The sequence below is a fragment of the Aeromicrobium sp. JP4 genome (assembly GCF_054957925.1).
This window is the reverse complement of record NZ_CM143290.1, coordinates 487,160-508,819: the sequence shown is the minus strand read 5'-3', so window position 1 is coordinate 508,819 and position 21,660 is coordinate 487,160. Positions and strand designations below refer to the sequence as shown.

General features: G+C 66.9%; 20 protein-coding genes. 15 read left to right on the top strand and 5 right to left on the bottom strand.

Translation table 11 applies throughout. The features are described 5' to 3' along the window. Positions 1–204: 204 nt before the first annotated feature. Positions 205–516 (bottom strand): putative quinol monooxygenase, encoded by a 312-nt coding sequence (locus ACY1JX_RS02595; RefSeq protein ID WP_003941073.1) that lies wholly within the window; start codon positions 514–516, stop codon positions 205–207. A gap of 65 nt (positions 517–581) precedes the next feature. Here ACY1JX_RS02595 and ACY1JX_RS02590 point away from each other — a divergent pair, with 65 nt between their 5' ends. Next, positions 582–1,565, top strand: a complete 984-nt coding sequence (locus ACY1JX_RS02590; protein ID WP_462565108.1) for a GlxA family transcriptional regulator — start codon at positions 582–584, stop codon at positions 1,563–1,565. A gap of 635 nt (positions 1,566–2,200) precedes the next feature. Here the strand turns inward: ACY1JX_RS02590 and ACY1JX_RS02585 are convergent. Further along, entirely contained in the window at positions 2,201–3,289 is a 1,089-nt protein-coding gene (locus ACY1JX_RS02585) for an acyl-CoA dehydrogenase family protein (RefSeq protein ID WP_462565107.1), read from the bottom strand. Next, positions 3,289–4,422 carry an acyl-CoA dehydrogenase family protein gene (locus ACY1JX_RS02580; RefSeq protein WP_462565106.1) on the bottom strand — a complete coding sequence of 378 codons (1,134 nt, stop codon included), beginning with the start codon at positions 4,420–4,422 and terminating at the stop codon, positions 3,289–3,291. Before ACY1JX_RS02580 ends, ACY1JX_RS02585 begins: the two co-directional genes overlap by 1 nt. Before the next feature lie 328 nt (positions 4,423–4,750). Here ACY1JX_RS02580 and ACY1JX_RS02575 point away from each other — a divergent pair, with 328 nt between their 5' ends. The 11 genes from ACY1JX_RS02575 (at position 4,751) to ACY1JX_RS02525 (ending at position 17,770) form a co-directional block, all read left to right on the top strand. After that, entirely contained in the window at positions 4,751–5,449 is a 699-nt protein-coding gene (locus tag ACY1JX_RS02575) for an IclR family transcriptional regulator (protein WP_462565105.1), read from the top strand. Between the two features lie 986 nt (positions 5,450–6,435). Then, a complete protein-coding gene (locus ACY1JX_RS02570) occupies positions 6,436–7,209 on the top strand; it encodes an enoyl-CoA hydratase-related protein (protein WP_462565104.1) in 774 nt (257 codons plus the stop codon). Positions 7,210–7,214: 5 nt separating this feature from the next. After that, entirely contained in the window at positions 7,215–8,378 is a 1,164-nt protein-coding gene (locus tag ACY1JX_RS02565; protein WP_462565103.1) for an acyl-CoA dehydrogenase family protein, read from the top strand. Beyond that, complete coding sequence (locus tag ACY1JX_RS02560) at positions 8,371–9,489, top strand: acyl-CoA dehydrogenase family protein (RefSeq protein ID WP_462565102.1); 1,119 nt, start codon at positions 8,371–8,373, stop codon at positions 9,487–9,489. Before ACY1JX_RS02565 ends, ACY1JX_RS02560 begins: the two co-directional genes overlap by 8 nt. Positions 9,490–9,492: 3 nt before the next feature. After that, entirely contained in the window at positions 9,493–11,190 is a 1,698-nt protein-coding gene (locus ACY1JX_RS02555) for an AMP-binding protein (protein WP_462565101.1), read from the top strand. A 34-nt stretch (positions 11,191–11,224) separates the two neighbouring features. Next, positions 11,225–12,088 (top strand): SMP-30/gluconolactonase/LRE family protein, encoded by an 864-nt coding sequence (locus tag ACY1JX_RS02550; protein WP_462565100.1) that lies wholly within the window; start codon positions 11,225–11,227, stop codon positions 12,086–12,088. Positions 12,089–12,332: 244 nt separating this feature from the next. Next, positions 12,333–13,505, top strand: coding sequence for a TetR/AcrR family transcriptional regulator (locus ACY1JX_RS02545; RefSeq protein WP_462565099.1), 1,173 nt, complete (start codon positions 12,333–12,335; stop codon positions 13,503–13,505). 640 nt (positions 13,506–14,145) lie between these two features. After that, positions 14,146–15,789, top strand: coding sequence for a flavin-containing monooxygenase (locus ACY1JX_RS02540; protein ID WP_462565098.1), 1,644 nt, complete (start codon positions 14,146–14,148; stop codon positions 15,787–15,789). Between the two features lie 93 nt (positions 15,790–15,882). Further along, on the top strand, positions 15,883–16,167 hold the full coding sequence (locus tag ACY1JX_RS02535; RefSeq protein WP_462565097.1) for a Dabb family protein: 285 nt from the start codon (positions 15,883–15,885) through the stop codon (positions 16,165–16,167). Between the two features lie 81 nt (positions 16,168–16,248). Continuing rightward, complete coding sequence (locus ACY1JX_RS02530) at positions 16,249–17,241, top strand: zinc-dependent alcohol dehydrogenase family protein (RefSeq protein WP_462565096.1); 993 nt, start codon at positions 16,249–16,251, stop codon at positions 17,239–17,241. Positions 17,242–17,431: 190 nt separating this feature from the next. Further along, a complete protein-coding gene (locus ACY1JX_RS02525; RefSeq protein WP_462565095.1) occupies positions 17,432–17,770 on the top strand; it encodes a hypothetical protein in 339 nt (112 codons plus the stop codon). 262 nt (positions 17,771–18,032) lie between these two features. Here ACY1JX_RS02525 and ACY1JX_RS02520 read toward each other — a convergent pair whose 3' ends face one another. Together ACY1JX_RS02520 and ACY1JX_RS02515 are read right to left on the bottom strand one after the other, a co-directional pair. Then, positions 18,033–18,620, bottom strand: coding sequence for a hypothetical protein (locus ACY1JX_RS02520; RefSeq protein ID WP_462565094.1), 588 nt, complete (start codon positions 18,618–18,620; stop codon positions 18,033–18,035). Further along, positions 18,620–18,868 (bottom strand): helix-turn-helix domain-containing protein, encoded by a 249-nt coding sequence (locus ACY1JX_RS02515; protein WP_462565093.1) that lies wholly within the window; start codon positions 18,866–18,868, stop codon positions 18,620–18,622. Before ACY1JX_RS02515 ends, ACY1JX_RS02520 begins: the two co-directional genes overlap by 1 nt. Positions 18,869–19,055: 187 nt before the next feature. Between ACY1JX_RS02515 and ACY1JX_RS02510 the strand changes: the two genes are divergently transcribed. From ACY1JX_RS02510 to ACY1JX_RS02500, 3 genes are all read left to right on the top strand, one after another. Beyond that, entirely contained in the window at positions 19,056–19,712 is a 657-nt protein-coding gene (locus tag ACY1JX_RS02510) for an HAD family hydrolase (RefSeq protein WP_462565092.1), read from the top strand. Positions 19,713–19,785: 73 nt separating this feature from the next. Next, positions 19,786–20,703 (top strand): M50 family metallopeptidase, encoded by a 918-nt coding sequence (locus ACY1JX_RS02505; protein WP_462565091.1) that lies wholly within the window; start codon positions 19,786–19,788, stop codon positions 20,701–20,703. Further along, the gene (locus tag ACY1JX_RS02500) at positions 20,700–21,581 is read left to right on the top strand and encodes a tRNA (adenine-N1)-methyltransferase (RefSeq protein ID WP_286928842.1); all 882 of its coding nucleotides are present in this window, start codon (positions 20,700–20,702) and stop codon (positions 21,579–21,581) included. The genes ACY1JX_RS02505 and ACY1JX_RS02500 overlap by 4 nt, the downstream gene beginning before the upstream one ends. Positions 21,582–21,660: the final 79 nt, after the last annotated feature.

Here is a 21,660-nt window from a genome sequence, read left to right as displayed (position 1 = left end):
TGGTCGCGCGATGCGCTGGCCTCACGGCTCTGCCCGACACCGACGTCGCTCTCCTCTGCGACGGACCCCTCGCCGGCTGAGCGCTCGCGGCCGGCATCCTGTCCGTGTGCCGATAGGCCTCGCACCGCTCGGCAACGCAGCGTGGCGTTGCGTCGCGACCTGGCGACGGCTCGGCGGGGCGCGATCGTCTCGTGCGTTGGCGGACTACGGGAGCTTGGACGCGAGGACGTCGGCCGCCAGGATCTCGGGTGCTGCGCCGAGGAGGTGCTGGTTGGCCATCAGGGCTGCGACGATGGCGCCGTTGGCGTGGGCGTCGCGAGCGGCCTCGTCGGGGAATGCATCGAAGATCCAGAAGGTGTCGGCGTGGGTCCTGACCGCGAACCAGACAATCGTTCCTACTTCTTCGTTGGCGAGCGCGACAGCGCCGGCGAGCAGATCGGCGAGCGCGTCGTGCTGTCCATCGGCCGCGACGATCTTGGCGACGAAGGCATACGGAAGTGAAGCGGGTGTGGACATGAGGGGTTCTCCTTGAAGTCGGGGTTCTTCGTGGGGCGAGTTCAGCGTATGACGAGCGAGGGCCGATGGGGAGTGGCGTATACGACAGTATTGCTATCGTTCGCGCCATGCGTATCGGACTGATCGCGATCGACGGCTGCTTCGGTTCGGCTGTCGCGTCGGTCATCGACATCGTGCGGGTGGCCGACGGAGCCCGCGGCGATATCGACCCGCGGATCGACCCGATCGAACTCGCCATCCTCGGACCGAAACGGCGAGTGACCACGACGGCATCGATGACCCTGTCGGTTGACCACCCGCTGTCGGAGTCCGGAGAGTTCGACGTGGTCGTCGTCCCTGCGCTTGGAACCCTCACGGCCGCCGCTACCAACGACGCCCTCCAGAGCCGAGATGCTCGTTCGGTCATCGCCTCGCTCGGGCGCCTCGACGACGCGACCACCCGGATCGCCGCGGCGTGCACCGGCGTGTTCGCCGTCGCCGAGACCGGACGGATGCATCATCGGCGGGCGACGACCAGCTGGTTCCTGGGGCCGGAGTTCCTGAAGCGCTATCCGACCGTCGCCCTCGATCTCGACACCATGGTCGTCGTGGACGGGAACCTCGTCACCGCCGGCGCCGCGTTCGCCCACATCGACCTCGCGCTCTCACTCGTGCGATCGATCAGCCCCGACCTGGCCCAACATGTCGCCAAGCTCCTCATCATCGACGAGCGTCCGTCGCAGGCGGCCTTCGTCGCCTACGAACATCTCCGGCACGAGGACCCGATCGTCGTCGAGTTCGAACGCCTCGTGCGCGCCCGCTTGGACGAACCGTTCAACGTCGCCTTCGTCGCGCAGTCGCTCGGCACCAGCCGGCGCACCCTCGAACGACGAGTCCGTGCGGCGCTCAACCTCACTCCGCTCGGCTTCGTCCAACGGCTTCGCATCGAACGAGCTCGGCACCTCTCAGCAACCACGGACCTCACCTCCGCCGAGATCGCGCTACGGGTCGGCTACGCGAACGCCGAGACTCTGCGCTCCCTCCTGCGTAGGGAGCGACGCCGTTCCTGACCTATCGCCATGCCTGTAGCCGGTGTCCTAGTGCTCGACTGGAATCACCTCTCAGCACGTCGCGTCGACGCTCCTGCGTCGCCCCTGGACGACCCACTCGACACGCCCGCAGCACAGGTTATGTGACGTGTCCCGGCTTCCCGGACGGTCGGGGTTGGGTGGCTGTGATGTCGCTGCGTTCTCGTCGAGGGGGTCAGCAGACTCGGTCAGGGTCGATTGGGATGAGACGCGAAGGCGGTCAGGTCAGGGCGGCCGAAGCCGGCCGGCGGGGTAGCGTCGGTCACGTCGAGGTCTTTCGGATGGATGGCGTAGGAACCTCCATCGTCGGGAGACCTCGACGTCTACCTGCGGACCGACGCGCCCGGCCGACCTACACCCTCATCTGGGAAGAGCCGCGTTGACGCCGGAGATCGAGTCGGTTCCTGGCCGGTAGGTCGCCGATTTCTGTCACGAAGCAGTGTGAGGTGCCCGTCCCCGTTGGGGCGGGCACCACTGCTTCGGCTGGATCGCGGGCGATCGCGACGTTGCGGCCAGGTGGCGCGGCGTTCGCGGCGCATGCTCCAGCGCACCTTCGGTCGCGCGCGGCTGCGGCGTGGACCGGGGAGGATTGGCTCTCGGGACGGCGAATCGTGCGATCACGACGTCGAGGTACGGCACACCATGTCGAGGTACCGACGTGCGGCGCCCTCGACACGGGTTCCCTCCGCGATCATGGGCCATGCCCCGTCCATGCCGCCGGCGACGACCGCCCGCGAGAGGAAGCCTTCCCAGAACGCCGGTGACCCGAACTCGCCCCGCCACTGGAGGGCGGGAAGCGTGAACCTGTGCAGATGGTGCTCTTGGGTGGTGCCGATCGCGCCGTGTACCTGGTGGACGTTGCGCACCGCCACGGCCAAGGCCTGCGAGACGACGCTCCGCGCGACCGCGACGCGGAACCCGGAGAGCTCGCCGTCGAGTCCGCTGGCGAGGGCGTCGGCAAGAGCGGTGTCCACAGCGGCGCGGGCGAGGACGGACTCGGCAGCTATGTCCACGACAAGATTCTGCACGGACTGGAACTTCGACAGGGAGCGACCGAACTGGCTGCGGTCGGTGGTGTACTCGATCGCCAAGGCGAGCATGCCGTCCATCGCGCCGACGCACTGCAACGACCGAGCCAGCGCGCCGTGCAGGACGTACGCCTCAACGGCCCCGATGGGTACGGGGGACCATGAAACGCTGTCTCGTAACGCGACGGAGCCGGTCGGAACCGTCGAGATGCCCTCGCGGGGCGTGATCGACACGTGGCTGGTCGGCACGTCCGCGAGCTCGTAGGCGTCGCCGGCGGGACGCACGCACACGACGGTGGAGGTGGCACCGGCCCACGGAACGTGGTGCGCGGTCCCTGCAGGATCGAGCAGCGCGACAGTGGTGGTGCCGTCGGACGAGTCGTCGACCCCTGCGGCGCGCCGAAGGGGTCCGGCCAGCAGGTCGGTCTCCGCGTAGGGGACAGCCACGCCGGCGCGGGCGGTGGTACGCAGGAGTGCGGCGGCTTCGATCCAACCGGCTCCGCTACCCCCGATGGCCTCGGGCGCGGTGAGCCGGGCGACCCCGACCTCCTGCAGCGTCGACCACACGGCGTCGGGGTCGGGTCGGACGCCCGGGCCGGAGAAGCCAGAGGCGACGTCGGCGAGCATCGCCTGCAGGTCCTCGTCGACGGAGAGGTCAGTGGTCGCAGCGGTGGTCATCAGCGCATCCCCAATCCCCGCGCGATGACGCCGCGGAGAATCTCGTTCGTTCCGCCGCGGAGCGTGAAGCCCGGACGCTGGTGCAGGCCCGCGCGCAGGAGGGCCTGGATCTCCTCGACCGCGGCGTCGCTGCTCGTGCCGGCGGAACCGGGCGTGAGCTCGTCGCCGAGCCGGGTCGAGACGGCATCGACGATGTCGCCCTCCGTCATGGTGCCGAGCACCTTGACCAAGGCGGCGGCCGTGTCCGCGGGTTCGCCGCGTTGGAGGGCTCCAGCGACGTTCTGGCTGAGTGCGTGCAACCCGGCGAGCCGGGCGACCGACCGACCGAGGTCGGTACGGGCGGGAAGCCCACCCGCCGCGACCGCGCCGACCTCCGCGGCGAACAGGCGGAACGAGGACAGGAATCGTTCCGGCCCACTCCGCTCGAAGGCCAGTTCCGAGTTGACCTGCTCCCACCCGTTGCCGGGGACTCCGAAGACCATCGAGTCGGGTACGAAGACATCCTGCAGGACGACCTCGTTGAAGTGTCGATCACCTGAGAGGGACACGATGGGCCGAATGGCAACGCCCTCACTGCGCAGATCGACGATGAACTGGCTCAAGCCCGCGTGGCGGTTCGAGGTGTCCAGGGGTTCGGTGCGGCACAGGACGAAGAAGGCCTCCGCGTGATGGGCGCCGGACGTCCAGACCTTGGTTCCGGTGATCGACCAGCCGCCGTCCACCCGCACGCCCTTGGTGCGGACGCTCGCGAGATCAGACCCCGAGTCGGGTTCACTCATCCCGATTCCGAAGAAGCACTCGCCGGCGGCGATCCGAGGCAGATACTCGCGCTTCTGCTCGTCCGTTCCGTATCGCAGGAGCGACGGCGCGATCTGGCGGTCGGCGACCCACTGCGCCGCGACGGGCGCGCCGACGGAGAGCAGTTCCTCGGTGACGACGAAGCGCTCGAGGAAGGTGCGCCCGTGGCCCCCGTATTCGGTCGGAATCGTCATGCCGACCCAGCCGCGCGCGGCCAGGCGGCGGGTGAAGTCCTCGTCCCACCTGATGAGCCAGGTGTCGATCCACGGGGTCAGTCGACCCGAGGCGATCTCTTCGGCGAGGAATGCGCGGACCTCAGCACGCAACGCGTTCATCTGATCCGTCGCCACCGTGGTCGGTGGCGAGAGAGCCGATCCCATGGGACCTCCTGATGAGTCCTGCCCGGGCGAACCCGCGCGATTGGTCAACCGAGTCGCTGCTCGGGATGCAGCACGGTCGTGTCAAGGGCCACTCAGAGCGCGTGTCACGCGCCGCCGCTGAGGAGGATCCCCGTCGCTTGAATTGTCACAGCATCCATCGAGATACGCAATAGCGCAGAACGTTACGTATATACGAGCGTGTTAGGGTGTCACCATGGCTGACGTCCCTGCGACTCCCGGATCCGTACGGCCCGAGCAGGTTCCCGTGCGCCCCCGTCACCGCATGATCGACCGCGTTGCGGCCATTCTCGAACTGGTCGCCCGGTCCGGCTCCGGCCTCACTCTCACTGCCGTGGCCAAGGCCCTCGACGCCCCGGTGAGCTCAGTGCACGGACTGCTCAACGGTCTCGTCGCCGCCGGCTACCTGGACGAGCGCGAGCACATCTACACGCTCGGCACAGCGCCCTACGTGCTGAACGTCATCGCGGGACGCCCTCCGGTCACGTCGATCACCCACCAGCAACTGCAGCAGGTGCATGCCGAGGCCGGCCTGACCACTGCGCTGTCCGCCGCGGTGGGCGACGACCTGTTCTATGTCGACCATGTCTCCTCCGAACCAGAGTATGCGTACCTGGCGGAGAATCGCTTGCGGCGCTCACTGCTCCGCACCTCCGCAGGTTGGCTACTGCTTGCCGACCGTGAGCAGCGCGACGTCTGGGCCTACCTCAACTCCCGCCCGGAGGCCGACGCCGACTACGTCGAGCAGTTCCTCTACGCCCTTGACGAGCTCCGGGCCACCGGCGTGTGCGCGGCCCCCGGAGTGGCCGTCGAGCGCGGTGACGGCGTGTCGGTGGCTCTGCGAGAACGCGGCCGAACCATCGCCGCACTCGGTGTGGTCGGCGTTCGAGATTCGATCGTGGAGCGGCGCGACGAACTCACCGAGATCTGCCTCCGGCACGCCGAGCAGTGGGGATTCCGCTGACCTGCCGGACGGCATGAGCGCCAAAGTCCGCTGCGCCGCGCGTGTTGCACGTCGAACACGCTCCGGCGCGATGGCAGGGGGCTGACTGCCGAGACGGCCAGCCTGGGGCAGTTGCGTCTGACGGATGGCCGGACAGGACGTCCAGACACGTTCGACGCGCCGCGTCGACACGCGCCGGATGGGGGAGTGATCCGTTTCTGCCGACCGGCGCCAGTCCCGCGGATCAGACGGGTGCAGCGGACCCCGCGAAGCCGCGGCAGCGGGAGGCCGGCTGCCCGGACGGGTCGCCGACGGCAGGTCTCTCGCTCTTCAGCTCGTGGGGCAAAGGTGCACGCCAGTGTGGCGGCGTACGTTCGCCGGATGGTCGGGAATTGGCCTCACTCACCCTCCCTTGGGACGTACCGGGGACTACTCGCGGCTTGGTCTGCACTCTGGCAGAGAGCTCGCGCCAGCTCGACTCTCGTCGCTTCGTCGTACCTCCGGGCGAGTGGGAAAGCTTCAGACCCGGAAAACCCGTCCGTGAGGTTGTCGGTCGCCTTTCGTGCGTAGTGCGGGCCGCAGTCGGTCCGCGAACTGTCAGTTGATTCGCTTGTTCGCCTGGCGAAACGGATCGGACTCAGTCGCTGGGTGGAACGACCCAAAGATCGTGACGAGTCCCGTTCGTCGAACGCGAGCGAGCGACACAACGACGCAGGTCGGATGTCACTGCCGGGCAGCGGTCGCGTCAGATGCCTGGTGCACGTGAGCGGCGATCGGACGCCTGCTCCCTGCCTTGGGCCGTGAGCCATGGGCCGGGAGGCAATGTGTGGGATCGTGCTCTGATCAAAGGGCATCGATGTTAGTGGTCATTGACATACGCTCTCATCCTGCTCTAGATTGCGAATGCAGCACCGAGGATTTCATGCACGGGTAGATGAGTCGCAATGTACGTTCGTGGCCCAGACTTCGCTCGTGCTCAGGCACTACACAGACAGGACGATCAGGACATGGCGCAGTTTGAGTTCATCGAATGGCAGGAGCACGGCGCGACTGCGACTGTGTGGTTGAACCGTGCACCGGCGAACGCGGTGAACCAGGGGATGTACCTCGAGATCAAGGAGTTCTTCGACAACGTCGACGTGCACCTGCCGGAGGCGCGGGTCTTGGTCCTCGCTGGTCGGGGCAAGCACTTCTGCGCCGGCAATGACGTGGAGGAGTTCAAGACCCTGGACCCGGAGAACTCGCCGGGACGGATGAAGGAGGTGCGTGAGGCGTTCTTCTCCATCTATGACAGCACCAAGCCGCTCATCGCCGCGGTGCAGGGCGCTGCGGTCGGTACCGGACTGGCCATCGCCGCCTCCTGCGACCTGGTGGTCGCCGCCGAGAGTGCCCGGTTCGGGCTCCCGGAGGTGAACGTCGGTGTGATGGGTGGAGCGAAGCACCTGTCGCGGATGGTGCCTCAGGGCGTGGTCCGGCTGATGCACCTGAGTGGTGATCTGGTTCCGGCGGGCAAGCTCCTGCCGTATGGGGGGATCGTGGATGTCGTTCCCGACGAGAAGCTGTATGAGACGGCGCAGTCCTTGGCCGAGTCGCTGGCGCGGCACAGCCCGGCCGCGTTGCGGTTCGCCAAGCAGAGCTTGAACACCATCGAGTACATGGATCTGAAGAGTGGCTACGAGTTCGAGCAGTCCTTGACCGGTGAGCTGTCGGGTCACGAGGACTCCAAGGAGGCGCTCAACGCATTCTTGGAGCGCCGCACGCCCGTGTACACGGGGCGGTGAACGTCGTGTCGACGGTGGACCTGGGTGCCTATCGCGCGCTGGCGCGGGAATGGCTGGCCGCGGCCGACGTTCCGCATGTGCCGCTGGACCTGGATGAGCGGTTCACTGTGCTTCGCGAGTGGCAGCACACGTTGTTCGACGCCGGCTGGATCGGCATCAGTTGGAGTCGGGAGGCCGGTGGACAGGGCCTGACGCCGATGCATCAACTGGTGTTCGCCGAGGAGTTGGCGCGGGCACGGGCGCCGATGCCGATCGGGCTCATCGGGCTCGATGTGGTCGGCCCGTCCATCGACCATCACGGTCAGTCGTGGCAGCGTGAAGAGCTGTTGCCCCAGCTGTTGTCCGGCGAGCACATCTGGTGCCAGGGATTCTCCGAGCCGAATGCAGGCTCCGACCTTGCCTCGTTGCGGACCCGTGCGGTGATCGATGGCGACGACTTCGTGATCTCGGGCCAGAAGGTGTGGACGAGCTGGGCGCACAAGTCGCAGTGGTGTGCGTTGCTGGTGCGCACCGATCCGGACGTGCACAAGAACGCCGGTATCAGTTACGTCCTGGTGGACATGAGTTCACCGGGGATCACTCCGCGTCCGCTGGAGCAGATGACCGGTGAGCGTGAGTTCTGTGAGGTGTTCTTCGACGAGGTGCGGGTACCGCGCCGCAATCTGGTCGGTGAGCTCAACCAGGGCTGGACGGTGGCCACGCACACGCTGGGCATAGAGCGGGCCGCTTACACAGTGCGCCGGCGCGTCGACTACGAGGTCGCGTTCGAGGATGCCGTGGCCGCCTTGCGTGAAGGTGACCTGCCGGGGCCGGAGACCGCCCTCGGGCGGCGTGTTCGCGGGGCGATCGGACGGGCGCAGATCGCGTTGCGCGTCTTGGGCGCCCAGACCCGCCAGACTGTCAAGCGTCTGGACGCCGGCGAGGTTCCGACTCCCGAGGACTCCGTGGACAAGTTGCTCCTCAACGGCATCGAGCAGACCGTGTTCGGCTCGATCGCCGAGCTGCTTGGCCCGTCGCGGGCGCTGGCGGGATCGACGCCTCTCGGGCTTGAGGCCGACCGTTGGGTGCATGACCACCTCTACTCGCGATCAGCCTCGATCTATGGGGGCACGTCGCAGGTCCAGCGCAACATCATCTCCGAGCGACTTCTAGGACTTCCCCGTGGCTGACAACGACACCATCGCTTCTCTCGCGGCAACCGTCGACGACTTTCTGCGGTCCGCCTACGACGCTGATACTCGCCGGCGCATCCTCTCGTCGGCCGACGAGCGTTCGAGCCTGGTTCCCGCTCTGGCCGAGCTCGGAACGTTTTCCGTGGCCTTGGAGGAGGAGCATGGTGGGCTCGGGCTTCCGCTGTCGGCATTGGGCCCGATCTTCATGCAGTACGGCCGTCACCTTCTCGCCGGCCCGATGCTGGAGAACTCGCTCTTGCCCGGCACCGTGTACGAGCATGCTTCCGAGGAGGGCCGCAAGCTCTTGACGGACGCGGTGGAGAACGGGTCGGTGCTAGCGTTCCTCGATCCTGCCGTGACCGACCATTGGTCGGGACGACTCGGCTCGGTCACGAGCGTGGACGGCAGGCTGCACGGGACGTTCGAGGCGGTCCGCTTCGGTGGTGAGGCGACGGCCCTCCTTGTTGTCGCCGACCGGGACGGACGCCCCCTGCTGCACCTGATCGAGCCGACGATGCCGGGGGTGCGGATCGAGGCTGTCGGCAGCGCTGACCCGGCCCTGAACTTCAGCCGGGTCACACTCGACGGGGTCGAGGGGGCTCCGGTGGGCGACGCGGCGACAGCGCCGGAAGTCCTGGCGCGAGTCCGGCGGTGGAGCCGTGTGCTCATCGCTTGTGAGCTGAGCGGGATTGCCACCCGCTGCGTCGAGTTGGCCGTCGAGTACGCGAAACAGCGTGAGCAGTTCGGAAGGGTCATCGGCTCCTTCCAGGCGATCAAGCACATGCTGGCGGACATGCACACCGATGCGGTCTCCCTGCACAACTTCTGTGAGGCCGTGGCCGGCGAGTTGGACGAGCTCCCCGACGCCGAGGCTGACCTCAGCGCCGCGGCATTGAAGGCCCATGCCGCAAGCGTCGCCGTCTCGGTCTGCGAAGGCGCGATCCAGGTGCATGGTGGCATCGGCTTCACCGCGGAGGCCGACGTCCACTGGTACTACAAGCGTGCGCTGGCGTTGCGGGCCTGGTACGGCGACAGCACCGAACTCGAGGAGAAGGTCGGAGCGCTCGTGCTGGACCAGCCGGCCGCACAGACGGTCGAAAGGGTCTGAACCATGGTCACCACAATTCTGAACGGGGACGTCATCGCGGAGTCCACCGCATCGGGGGCCTGGCAGGACAACTTCATCGACGCCTACCTGTCGGACGCCGCCCGGACGGTCCCCGACCGCACCGCTGTCGTCGACCGCGGACGAACGTGGACCTACGCAGAGCTCGACGCCATCGTCGACGCCCTCGGCGCGGCACTCCAGCGCCACGGCATCGGACACGGCGATGTCGTCTCGTGGCAGTTGCCGAACTGGGCCGAGGCGTGTGCGGTCCATCTTGCCGCGATCCGGATCGGCGCGATCAGCAATCCGATCATGCCGATCTTCCGCCACTCAGAGACCCGATTCACCCTGGAGCAGGCGAAGTCCAAGATCGCGTTCATCCCAGCGACGTTCCGCAACTTCGACTTCCCCGAGATGTTCGCGGAGATCTCGTCGGGCTTGTCGGCGTTGCAGACGGTCGTGGTCCTGGGCGAGGCGCGACGGGATCACGAGGTCTCCTTCGAGGACTTCCTCGACGGCTTCCACGGCAGCAAGCCTGAGCCGGTCACTCGCGACGCCAACGACCTGGTGCTCCTGCTGTACACCTCCGGGACGACCTCGGCCCCGAAGGGCGCGTTGCACACGCACAACACGCTCGACTACGAGAACCGAAGCATGATCGAGCTGCTCGGCCTGACCCAGGACGACGTCGTGTTCATGCCGTCTCCTGTGGGGCACATCACCGGTATCTTGTACGGCATCCAGATGCCGCCGATGCTGCGAAGCGGTGTCGTTCTGTTGGACATCTGGGAGCCCACGGCCGGCCTGGAACTGATCCAGGAACACCAGTGCGACTTCATGCTCGCAGCCACACCGTTCCTGCATGGACTGGTGCACCACCCGTCGCTCGGCGACTACGACGTCTCATCGCTGAGGAACTTCCTGTGTGGAGGCGCGGACGTCCCGCCGGATCTGATCATCAACGCCACGACCGCGTTGGACTGCATGGTCGCGCGGGTGTACGGGTCGACCGAGTATCCGACCGCCACCAGCGGCAGCGCCGCCGACCCGCTGGAAAAGCGCGCCAACACCGACGGCCGCGCCATCGGTCTGGCCCGCATCAGGATCGTCGATGAGCACGAGAACGACCTCGGCATCGGGGAGGAGGGCGAACTGCTCGCACGAGGGCCCGAGATGTTCGTCGGCTACCTCGACGCCGAGTTGAATAAGTCCGCGTTCACCGACGACGGCTGGTTCCGCACCGGAGACCTCGGCCGAGTCGACGCTGAGGGTCACCTGGAGATCACCGGCCGCAAGAAGGACATCATCATCCGGGGCGGCGAGAACCTCAGCGCGAAGGAGGTCGAGGACCACCTCTTCGCCCACCCCAGGGTTGCCGAGGTTGCCGTCGTGGGCTCACCCGATCCGGTGCTGGGCGAGCGGGTCTGCGCAGTCATCGTTCCCGAGCCGGATGCGACCGTGGAGCTTGCCGAACTCATCGAGTGGCTGCTGGAGCGCAAGATCGCCAAACAGAAGCTTCCCGAGAGCCTGATCGTGCTCGACCAGATGCCCCGTACAACCAGCGGAAAGATCCAGAAGTTCAAGTTGCGTGACCTGGCCAAGGACCGGGTTGAGCAAGGGGCGTCCTCCCGAGCATCAAATCACGCGGGCGACAGCCCATCGACCTTGTCCACCCTTCGATCGAACTACCCAACCACCTAAGCGACGGCTGTAGGTCGTCGCGGAACGGAATGTCATGAACGAGCACGAGCTGAGCATCTTCTCCACCGGCCACCAGTTCCTGGAGGGCCCCCGCTGGCAGGACGGAAGCCTGTGGGCCAGCGACTTCTTCACCAAGACGGTCAAGCGGTTCGCAGCCGACGGCTCTTTCCAGACCGTCGTCGAGGTCGAGGGCGCCCCCTCCGGCCTGGGTTTCCTCTCTGACGGATCGGTGCTCGTGGTCTCCCAGGCCGACAAGTGCGTCCTGAAGGTTGCGCTCGACGGCACACAGAGCATCCACGCGGACTTCAGCCAGTTCGCCGGCGGCATCGGCAACGACATGCTCGTCACCAAGGCCGGCCACGCCTACGTGGGCAACTTCGGGTTCGCGCTCGGTGAGGAGGACCCCAAGACGACCCGCCTGGTCCACGTCGACCCCAGCGGCAAGGCGGAGCAGGTCGGCGGGGAGCTGCTCTTCCCCAACGGCATGGCGATCCAGAACGGCTCGGTCCTGCTGGTCGCCGAGACCTGGAACCACCGGATCACCGCCTTCGACATCGCCACCGACGGCTCACTGAGCAACCAGCGGGCTTGGGCGCAGCTCGACGACGCCTACCACCCGGACGGTATCGCGCTCGACGCCGACGGCGGCGTGTGGTTCGGCAACGCCCTGACCCTGGAGGAGGACAGCGGCTTCTACCGTGTCGTTGAGGGCGGCGAGATCACCGACAAGGTGAGCAACCCCGGCGCCTGGTCCGTCGCCTGTGCCTTCGGCGGTGACAACCTCGACACGCTCTACATGACCTGTAACACCACGACGCTGGAGGAGTTCCACGTCGGCAAGTCCTCGGCCGCGATGGCCACGGCCAAGGTCGGGCGCAAGGGCGCGCCTGCGGCCTGAGCATGAGTATCCAGGTGGATGACCGAGTGGGGGTCCCGGCAACCGTGTCGGGGCCCCCTCGACTGATCACTTCCCCCCAGGGGTGCCCTTCGTGGCGATTTCACCGCGCATCACGACGCTGCGCGGCCCCGGAGGCGTAGTACTGTTCTGCTCGTTCGGTCTGCAACGCGATGTGCGGCCGGCTGGCTGAGCGGGAGGGCCGGGGAGTGTCGAGAGGAGCCACGGGATGAGCGGTGCGTCTGCCGTGAAGGACTCAACGCGGCGTCCGCGGGATCGCGGGCAACAGATCGCCCTCAACGCGCGGGAGCTGTTCACCGCCCACGGCTATCACTCGGTCAGGATGGACCAGATCGCCGAAGCGAGCGGTATCACGGCACGAGCCCTCTATCGTCACTACGCCAACAAGCGGGCCCTCCTGTCTTACGTGATCCGTGAGGACCAGCAGCGATTGGTGACGACCCTCGAGCAACTCGCGGCGGCCGACAACCCCGGCAGCGTTGGCGAACGTCTCTCGACGCTCGCTGAGGTGGGCCTTGAGAGTCGGCGCCTTTCGGTGCTGTGGCAGCGGGAGGCCCGACACCTCGACCCAGACGACTTCTTGCTGGTGCGCGAGCGCACTCGCTGGATTGCCGAACAGGTGGGGCGCCTGGTGGTTGCACCAGCGACCCCCGACCTCGACGACTTCGCCAGGGAGGTCCGGAGTTGGTCGGTGGTCAGCATCCTGACCAGCCCTGCCTTCTACGACAGCGGCCTTTCTCGTGCCAAGCTCAAGAAGGTTCTCGTTGAGGCGTGCGAGCGAGTCATCGGTGTTGCAGGCAGTTCCCACCCGGACTCGGGTGTTCAACCGGTCGCGCACCCCCGGACGCCCGCCTCGCGTCGCGAGCAGCTCCTTTCCGCTGCGGCGTGCGCCTTCCAGCGCAACGGATATGCCGGGGTCAGTATCGACGACATCGGAGCCGAGGTCGGGGTGGTGGGCCCGGCGATCTACCGGTACTTCGACACCAAGGCCGGCATCCTCGTCGCGGCGACCAATCGCTTCTACGAGTGGCAGGCGCTCGAGCTCGCCCGAGCTCTGACTCGGCCCGCGCGCGACGCTGACGTGTTCGACGCCCTGGTTGAGGGCTACGTCGAGCTGGCAGTGCGGGCTATCGACCTGTTGGCCGTTTCCTTGACGGAGAGCCACTACCTGCCCGAGGACGAGCGCGATCGGTTCAACCGCATCCGAGAAGAGAACACGCTCGAATGGCAACGCTGGATATCGGCGACACGTGACGATCTCGACGAGGCGACAGCGTCGACCCTCGTCCACATCAGCAAGGGCATCGTCCACGACCTTGTGCGTATCGCGCACCTGTACCGCGAGCCCGCTTTCGCCTTCGAGCTCAGGACAGCCGTCACGGCGGTCGTTCACGTCTGATCCGTCCCGGGTCCGCGCATCGTGGGGGACGGGGCTCCTTCGGCGCCGATGCCTGCTGCGCTCTGATCCGCCGAACCGTGTCACGTCCTGGGCGGCTCTGCCGGGCGGAGCCTAGGTTCTACGTTCTCGGATGTCACCGGCGACGCCTCTCAGAGAATAGACATGTCGTGAGCGTCCCATGACATCGAGCCTGTCGGCGTTTGGCCGTGCGTGCCTACGCTGTTAGTCCTCATTTCCCAGAAGCGGACTGCTCAACTGCGCTCGTGCGAAATCTCGTGCTCGTAGTCCACCGCATAGTAGGGCGCGCATGTGACAACGCGGCGTGATACACGACGAACTGCCTGGGATGGCTAGCTTGGCAGGAACGGAAATCTTGTTAGTGATGCTTGACATCATTTAGTGGTGCATGTCACTCTTGTGATGTCAGACGTACACCATGAGTTATCGCTAGAGGACTTCGGTCCAGGGGGTCTTCCGCCGTTCGCGATCCGAGCAGGCGTCAGTCCACAGGCGACAACCAGCGAGCGCGACACGTGAGCCAGCGGCTCGGCTTCCCCCAGCACCACACCTCCGGAATGACACTTCGACCCCAGCGACCGAGCAGCCACAACGGACTGCGATGTCGCGAAAGGAACACCACGTGAACACCTTGCTCACCGACCCCCGCCCCGTGACCGAAGAGCTCGACGTCCTCGTCGTCGGCGGCGGTTTTGCGGGCGTCCACCAGCTCGAGAACCTTCGTTCGCGCGGCTTCACCGTCAAGCTTTACGAGGCCGGCTCCGAGGCCGGTGGCGTCTGGCACTGGAACCGGTATCCCGGGGCGCGCGTCGACACCCCGGCCACGGGCTACCAGCTCTCCGATGAGCGCATCTGGAGCGAGTGGAACTGGTCCGAGGTCTATCCCGGCCAGCAGGAGCTCCAGGAGTATTTCCGCTTCGTCGTCGACAAGCTGGACTTGGCCAAGGATCTCCGCTGCAACTCACGCGTCGTAGCTGCCCGGTTCGACGAGGACGAGGCCAAGTGGACTGTGGAAACGCGTGACGAGAAGACCGGCGAGACCTTCTTGACCCGCGCGCGGTTCCTCCTGCCGATGCTCGGCACCGGGTCCAAGGCGCTCTACCCCAACATTCCCGGCCTCGACGACTTCAAGGGCGACTGGTTCCACACCTCGCGGTGGCCCGAGGGCTACGACGTCACCGGCAAGCGGGTCGCCGTCATCGGGACCGGTGCCAGCGGCGTTCAGGTCATCCAGACAATCGCTCCGGACGTCGGGCACATGACCGTCTTTCAGCGGACGCCCACGACGGCTCTGCCGATGATCTCCACCAAGCTCGACCAGGCCGCGAACGATGAGCTTCGCAAGACCTACCCTGAGCGTTTCAAATATCGTCAGACGACATTCTCCGGCATCGACTACGACGTGATCTACACCCCGACCGCCGAGATCTCCGACGAGGAGTTCTACGGCAAGCTGGACGAGCTCTGGGCCTTGGGTGGCCTCCAGATCTGGCTTGGCGGTTACGCCGACATGTTCTTCAACCGCGAGGTGGGAGACAAGATCTACGCCTACTGGCGTGAGAAGACCCTGTCTCGAGTCAAGGATCCCAAGCTGGCCGAGAAACTGATCCCCGAGACCCCGCCGTACCCGTTCGGCACCAAGCGCTGCCCGCTGGAGTACACCTACTACGAGACGTACAACCAGGACAACGTCGAACTGGTCGACCTCCTCGAGAACCCGATCGAGAAGGTCACCGAGAACGGCATCGTCACCGCCGACGGCACGCTGCACGAGTTCGACGTGATCGTCCTGGCGACCGGCTTCGACTCCTTCACAGGAGGCTTGACTGATATCGACATCCGCACCACCAAGGGCGAGAGGTACAGCGACGTGTTCAAGGACGGCGTACGCACGTACCTTGGGCGCGCCACCGCTGGGTTCCCGAACGTCCTGTACGTGTATGGCCCGCAGAGCCCGTCGGCGTTCTGCAACGGCCCCACGTGCGCTGAGCTCGAGGGCGACTGGGTGGTCGACGCCATCAGTTACATGCGCGACAACAACCTGACGCGCATCGAGGCCACGCCCGAGGCTGAGGACGAGTGGTACGAGCACTTGGACGCCCTGGCCAACGCCACGACGTTTAAGCTGGCGAACTCCTGGTACATGAACGCCAACGTGCCGGGCCAAAAGACAGAGTTGCTGGCATACCCCGGTGGTCTGTCGATGTACCTGGAGAAGTGCCACGATTCGGTGCTGAACGGGTACGCCGGTTTCGCGCTCTCCTGAGAGCGCGTTACTCAGTCACGGGGCGTCGCCATCGACTGCCGATGGCGACGCCCACCCCCACACCCCAAGGAGAAGGCTGATGTTGTCCACTGTGTGACTGTCAAGTTCAAAGACGACGCGGCGCCAGATCAAGTGGCGGCGTTCGACGCGGCGCTCGCGGCCCTGCCGGGTCAGATCGACCTGATTCGCCGGAGCCGCCACGGTCGAGATCTCGGAGAAAGGCCGACGAACGCCGACTACGCGCTGATCTCGGAGTTCACCGACGCCCAGGCGTTCCACGCCTACCTTGAGCACCCGGCTCACCAGGCCCTCGTGCGCGACCACCTCATCCCGTTGGCGGATTCGTTCCACAGCACACAGTTCCTCACGGAGGTCTGACGTCTCACAGCCAACCCTCGCGCCCGACTGGCTCGCCCAGACGGACTGAAACGTCGAAATCGCTTAGTTGAACAGAGGTAAATGATGCCCAAGGTCGTCCGCTTCCACGAGTTCGGTGGTCCCGAAGTACTTCAACTGGAGGAGCACGACCTCGGCGCCCCCGGGCCCGGCGAGGTCTTGCTTGACGTCGAGGCGATCGGATTGAACCGCTCGGAGGCCAACTTCCGACGTGACCGCTACCTTGACAGAGCAGCCGCCCTGCCAACGGGACTTGGGTACGAAGGCGCTGGAAGGATCCTCGCAACCGGCCCAGACGTCACGAGCTGGAGGGTCGGAGACGCCGTCAGCGTGATTCCGCTGTTCCGCCAGAGCCGCTATCACATGTACGGCGAGCAAGCCGTCGTGCCAGCCTCGTCGCTGGTCCCTCGTGCGGCGTCCGTCAGTGCGGTCGTTGGCGCGGCAACGTGGATGCCGTTCTTGACCGCGTACGGCGCCTTGGTGGACATCGGCCGATTGCGTTCCGGCGGACATGTGGTGATCACGGCTGCCTCGAGCAGCGTTGGGCTCGCGGCGATCCAGATTGCTCGGCGCGTCGGAGCGATACCCATCACGACGACCAACGACCCGGGAAAGAGTCAGCGCCTGTTGGAGGCGGGCGCTGCGCATGTCCTGGTTACTGAGGAAGACGACCTCACTTCGTCCATTCTCGACCTGACTGGTGGACGCGGCGCAGACATGGTCTTCGACGCTGTCGCTGGTCCTGGTGTCGAAGCACTGGTCGCGGCGACCGCGCCAGAAGGGGTGCTCTTCGTTCACGGGAAGCTGTCGGGCCAGCCCACGCCGTTGCCCGGACTGGCGAGCATGCGTCCGGTGTACACCCGCCCTTACACCGTCTTCGAGATCACCGATGACCTGCAGCGTCTCGCGCAGGCCGTGGACTACATCGCCACCGGCATTGCCTCCAACGATCTGCGCCCAGTCATCGATCGCACTTTCACCCTCGATGACATCGTTGACGCTCACCGCTACCTCGAGGCCGGAACCCAGGTCGGGAAGATTGTCGTCACCACCTGAGCAACGCAGGGACGCCATCTGACCTCATGGAAGGCCGGGACGAGCCGTGGGCGAGGCCGGCTCCCGCCGGTGGTCGCCGCGCCGGGTCCGGCGATCTTGTACCGCGTCGGCCCACATATGGGCCAATCCGGCACAATATCGCCCGTGCGAGGGCCTTCCGGTAGCGTTCGGGGCGCGGGAGCAGGCAGTGATGGATGGATCCGGCGACACGACCGAGCGGCCGTTCACGCTCGACGAGATCCTCGGCATCCTGGACGGGAAGCCCGAGTTCTCGACGGATGACTCCGTCGTGACAATGCGCAACGCCACCTCGGACGAGCGGTCGTTCGAGGTCCACGTCAACGGCGCGCTCGCGTACCTCGGCACGTACCTGCCGAAGGCGCGCCGTCAGACCCGTCGCATGCGGCGGGAGGCGCTGCGGTACTTCTACATCTGGGGAGATGAGTTTATCGGCGCCACGAACCCCGAGGGCGATCCGATCGTCATCGACGCGCGCGGACTTCGCCTCAGCCGGGACGTGCCTGCCTGACGATGTGGACGAGGTCAGGGCGCGCAACTGTACGCGCGACGGGCGGAAGTTGCGGAGGCAGCGACTAGCGAGCACCATGGCGACCGAGTGTGGGCGCTGTCGACGGAGCCGCGACGCTCCGATCAGCGACCCGCCGCGGCCCCTCTCGGCCGGGCCGCTTCGCCGGTCGGGATGGTGGAGCAGGTGGCCACGCCTGACATCGCGCCCGACGCGCTTCGCCTGCCCGCCGTTGTCCTGGGGGACATGGAGGACCGGCGCTTTTTCACTGACGCATCCCGGCGTGCTCGGAGTTGGCTGGATTCTTCACGATCAGTCCCTCATCGAGGGCATCAAGGAAGACGGTGTTCACCCAGTTCGCGTACCTGGCGACGGTCGAGGTCGCCAGTCCCTTGCGGTGACGTTTGGCCGATGGAGGCTGCTTCGTTCCGCGTTCGAGTCCGCGGTAGGCCGCGGCGAGGTCGGTGGCGCGGATGTCCGTCAGTTGGAGGCTCCCGATGTAGGGGTCCATGGCGTCGATGACGCGCTGGATGTACATCCGTGTGCCGTTGCCGACGCAGTGCCCGTCGAGCCAGCGTCGCGCATGTGGAGTGAAGGTGTCGCGTCCGACGGCCTGCGGGATCTTGCGGATCACGTCGGCGCGCACCAAGGTGAGCGCCGCGTCGGCGTCCTCGTAGCTGGCGAACCCGGCGCAGGTATGGGTGCGGGTGCCGGCCTCAGGGTGGCCCGGTTCGACGGGAACCCGGATCTCGTAGCGCCACCGCGGACCGGACTTGGTCGGGTACGTGCTGATGGAGCCGGTGCCCTTCTCGCGACGAGCGCGCCCGACGATGGGTTTGGCCCGCGGGCTCATCAGGAGACTTCCGCAGAGGGTCGACTCGTCGCGTCGACACCGAAGGCGGCGAGGAAGGGTCGCCGGGGGATGAGCAGGCGACGGCCGAGGCGGACGACGGTGATCGTGCCGTCCTCGATGGCTCGGTCGATGGTGCGCGGGTCGACGTCAAGCAAGGTGGCGACCTCGGTGCGGTTCAGCACCTCGCGGTCGGTGTTCAGGAGCTCGGCCCAGGTGCGGATCGGGGCTGCGATGGTGTGGTTCGTCATACCCGTCAGGTGTGCGCCGGGACCCTTCCGGCGGTGCTGAAAGCACCTGGACGCGGGACGTGCGCCACGGCGGATTTCTATGCCGTGGTGCCCCGATCTAGGGTGGATAGTCGCATGGATAGTCGCATCGGACGGTTTTGAAGCCATGTTGAGTGCCGCCAATTCTCGAGAAACTGCAGGTCAGAGCATGAATGCGCCCTGGAAGCACCCGAAAGCCGTTCTGTGGGACATGGACGGCACGATCGTCGACACCGAGCCCCTGTGGATCAACGGCGAGTACGAGCTCGCCGCGCAGCACGACGCCGTGTGGACGGAGGAGGACGCGCTCACGCTCGTGGGCAGCGACCTGCGCGAGGCGGCCGTCTACATCAAGCGGCGCATCGGGTCCGACATGGCGCCCGAGGAGATCACCGACTGGCTCGGCGGGCGGGTCGCGGCGGGCCTGCGCGAGAAGCAGGACTGGCGGCCGGGCGCCGTCGAGCTGATCACCGCGCTCCGTGAGGCCGGCGTGCCGCAGGCGCTCGTCACCATGTCGTACGCCTACATCGCCGAGCCGGTCGTCGAGGCCCTCGGGTTCGACGCCGTCGTCACGGGTGACAGCGTCACCCACGGCAAGCCCCACCCCGAGCCCTACCTGACGGCCGCGCGGCTGCTCGGCGTCGAGGCCGCCGACTGCGTCGCCATCGAGGACTCCCGCACTGGTGCCGCGTCCGCGAACGCGGCCGGGTGTCACGTCGTGGCCGTGCCGCACGCCGTGAACGTGCCCGAGGCGCCCCGCCGCACGATCGTCACCAGCCTCACCCACCTCAGCGTGGCCGACCTGGCCCGGCTCGCCGACCGTTGACCGGAGTGAACACGACTTCCGTGACTGCGGACGAAGTCCCGGCTGCCCGACACGGCGCCAGTAGGTTGTACCCATGAGTGGCGGTTGGCGCATCGCGCGCATCGCGGGCGCGGACATCGTCGTGCGCCCCTCCTTGCTGGTGATGGGCGTCATCCTGGTGATCGTCTTCGCGCCGCAGTTCGACTCCCTCGGCGCGGGACCCAACCCCTACCTGACCGCGGTCGTCTTCGTCCTGAGCCTCTACGTGTCGGTGCTCCTGCACGAGCTGGCGCACCTCGCGGCGGCCCTGTGGTTCGGCATGAGCGTCTCCTCGGTGGAGCTGCACCTGCTCGGCGGCGAGACCCGCATCGAGGGCGACTCGCGCCACCCATGGCAGGAGCTCGTCACCTCGATCGTCGGCCCGCTGGCCTCCTTCGTCCTCGGCCTCGCGGCACTGTGGGGCGCGCAGATCACCTCCGGCGCCACCTACTCGGTGCTGTGGTCCGTGGGCTTCATCAACCTGCTGATCGCGGTCTTCAACATGCTGCCGGGCCTGCCGCTCGACGGTGGGCGCGTGCTGCGCGCCCTGATCTGGGCCACCACGGGCAGTGAGGCCAAGGGCGTTCGCGTCGCCGGCTGGATCGGTCGCGCCGCCGCCCTGGTCCTCATGGCGATCGCGGTCTCGATGCTGTTCGGCGACGACACCTTCGCCATCGGTCGCGCGCTGCTGCTGCTGGCCGTCGCGCTCTTCCTCTGGCAGGGCGCCTCCTACGCCCTGCGCCAAGGTGTCGCGCTTGCGCGGATCGGCGCGCTCCGGGCCGAGCAGCTGATGCGTCCCGAGCCCCCGCCGACCGACGCCGTGCCGATCTCGGTCGACCTCAAGGGCCGCGACTTGCTGGTCGCGATGGCCGAGAACCCCGCGAACGCCTACGCGCTGGTGGACGGCCGGGGGACCGTGGTGGGAACCCTCTTCGCGTCCTCGGTCGACCGCGCCTATCGTGAAGCCGGATGAACCACCAACGCACCGGCCCCTTCGTCGAGGGCGAATGGATCCGCCTCTCCGATCCCAAGGGCCGCAAACACAACATCCAGCTCGTCGCCGGCAAGGAGTTCAGCACCAAGAAGGGCCAGGTCCGGCACGACGACATCATCGGCCGCCCCGAGGGCATCGTCGTGGAGACGTCGCTGGAGTTCCCCTACCAGGTGTTCCGCCCGCTGCTGTTCGAGTACGTCGTCTCGATGCCGCGCGGCGCCGCGATCATCTACCCCAAGGACGCGGCGCAGATCCTCGTCCAGGCCGACATCTTCCCCGGCGCACGCGTCATCGAGGCCGGCGCCGGCTCGGGCAGCCTGACGTCCTACCTGCTGCGCGCGATCGGACCCGAGGGACACCTCGAGTCGCACGAGCTGCGCGAGGACTTCGCCGAGAAGGCCCGAGCCAACGTGGAGCAGGCGCTCCACGGCGTGCCCGACACCTGGACCCTCACCGTCGGCGACCTGCGCGACGCGGCCGACGGACCCGAGGTCGACCGCATCATCCTCGACATGGTCGACCCCTGGACCTGCATCCCGCTCGCGCTCGAGCGGCTGGTGCCCGGCGGCATCGTCTGCGGCTACGTCGCCACCACCACGCAGCTGTCGCGGTTCGTCGAGACGCTGCGCGAGTCGGCGGGCTTCACCGAGCCGCACGCGTGGGAGACGCTCGTGCGCGACTGGCACCTCGAGGGCCTGGCGGTCCGGCCGAACCACAAGATGAACGGGCACACCGCCTTCCTGGTCACGGCCCGCCGACTCGCCCCCGGGCAGCGGCCGATGCCCAAGACGCGACGACCCGCTCCCGGCGCCTACGGACCCGACTACGTGGGCCCGCGACCGGCCGACGTGGACTGACGCAACCGGATCGCAACACGATCGTTCCGAGATGGACTGGTGAGGACGTCGTCGCCGGGTAGGGTCATAGCAACCCCTC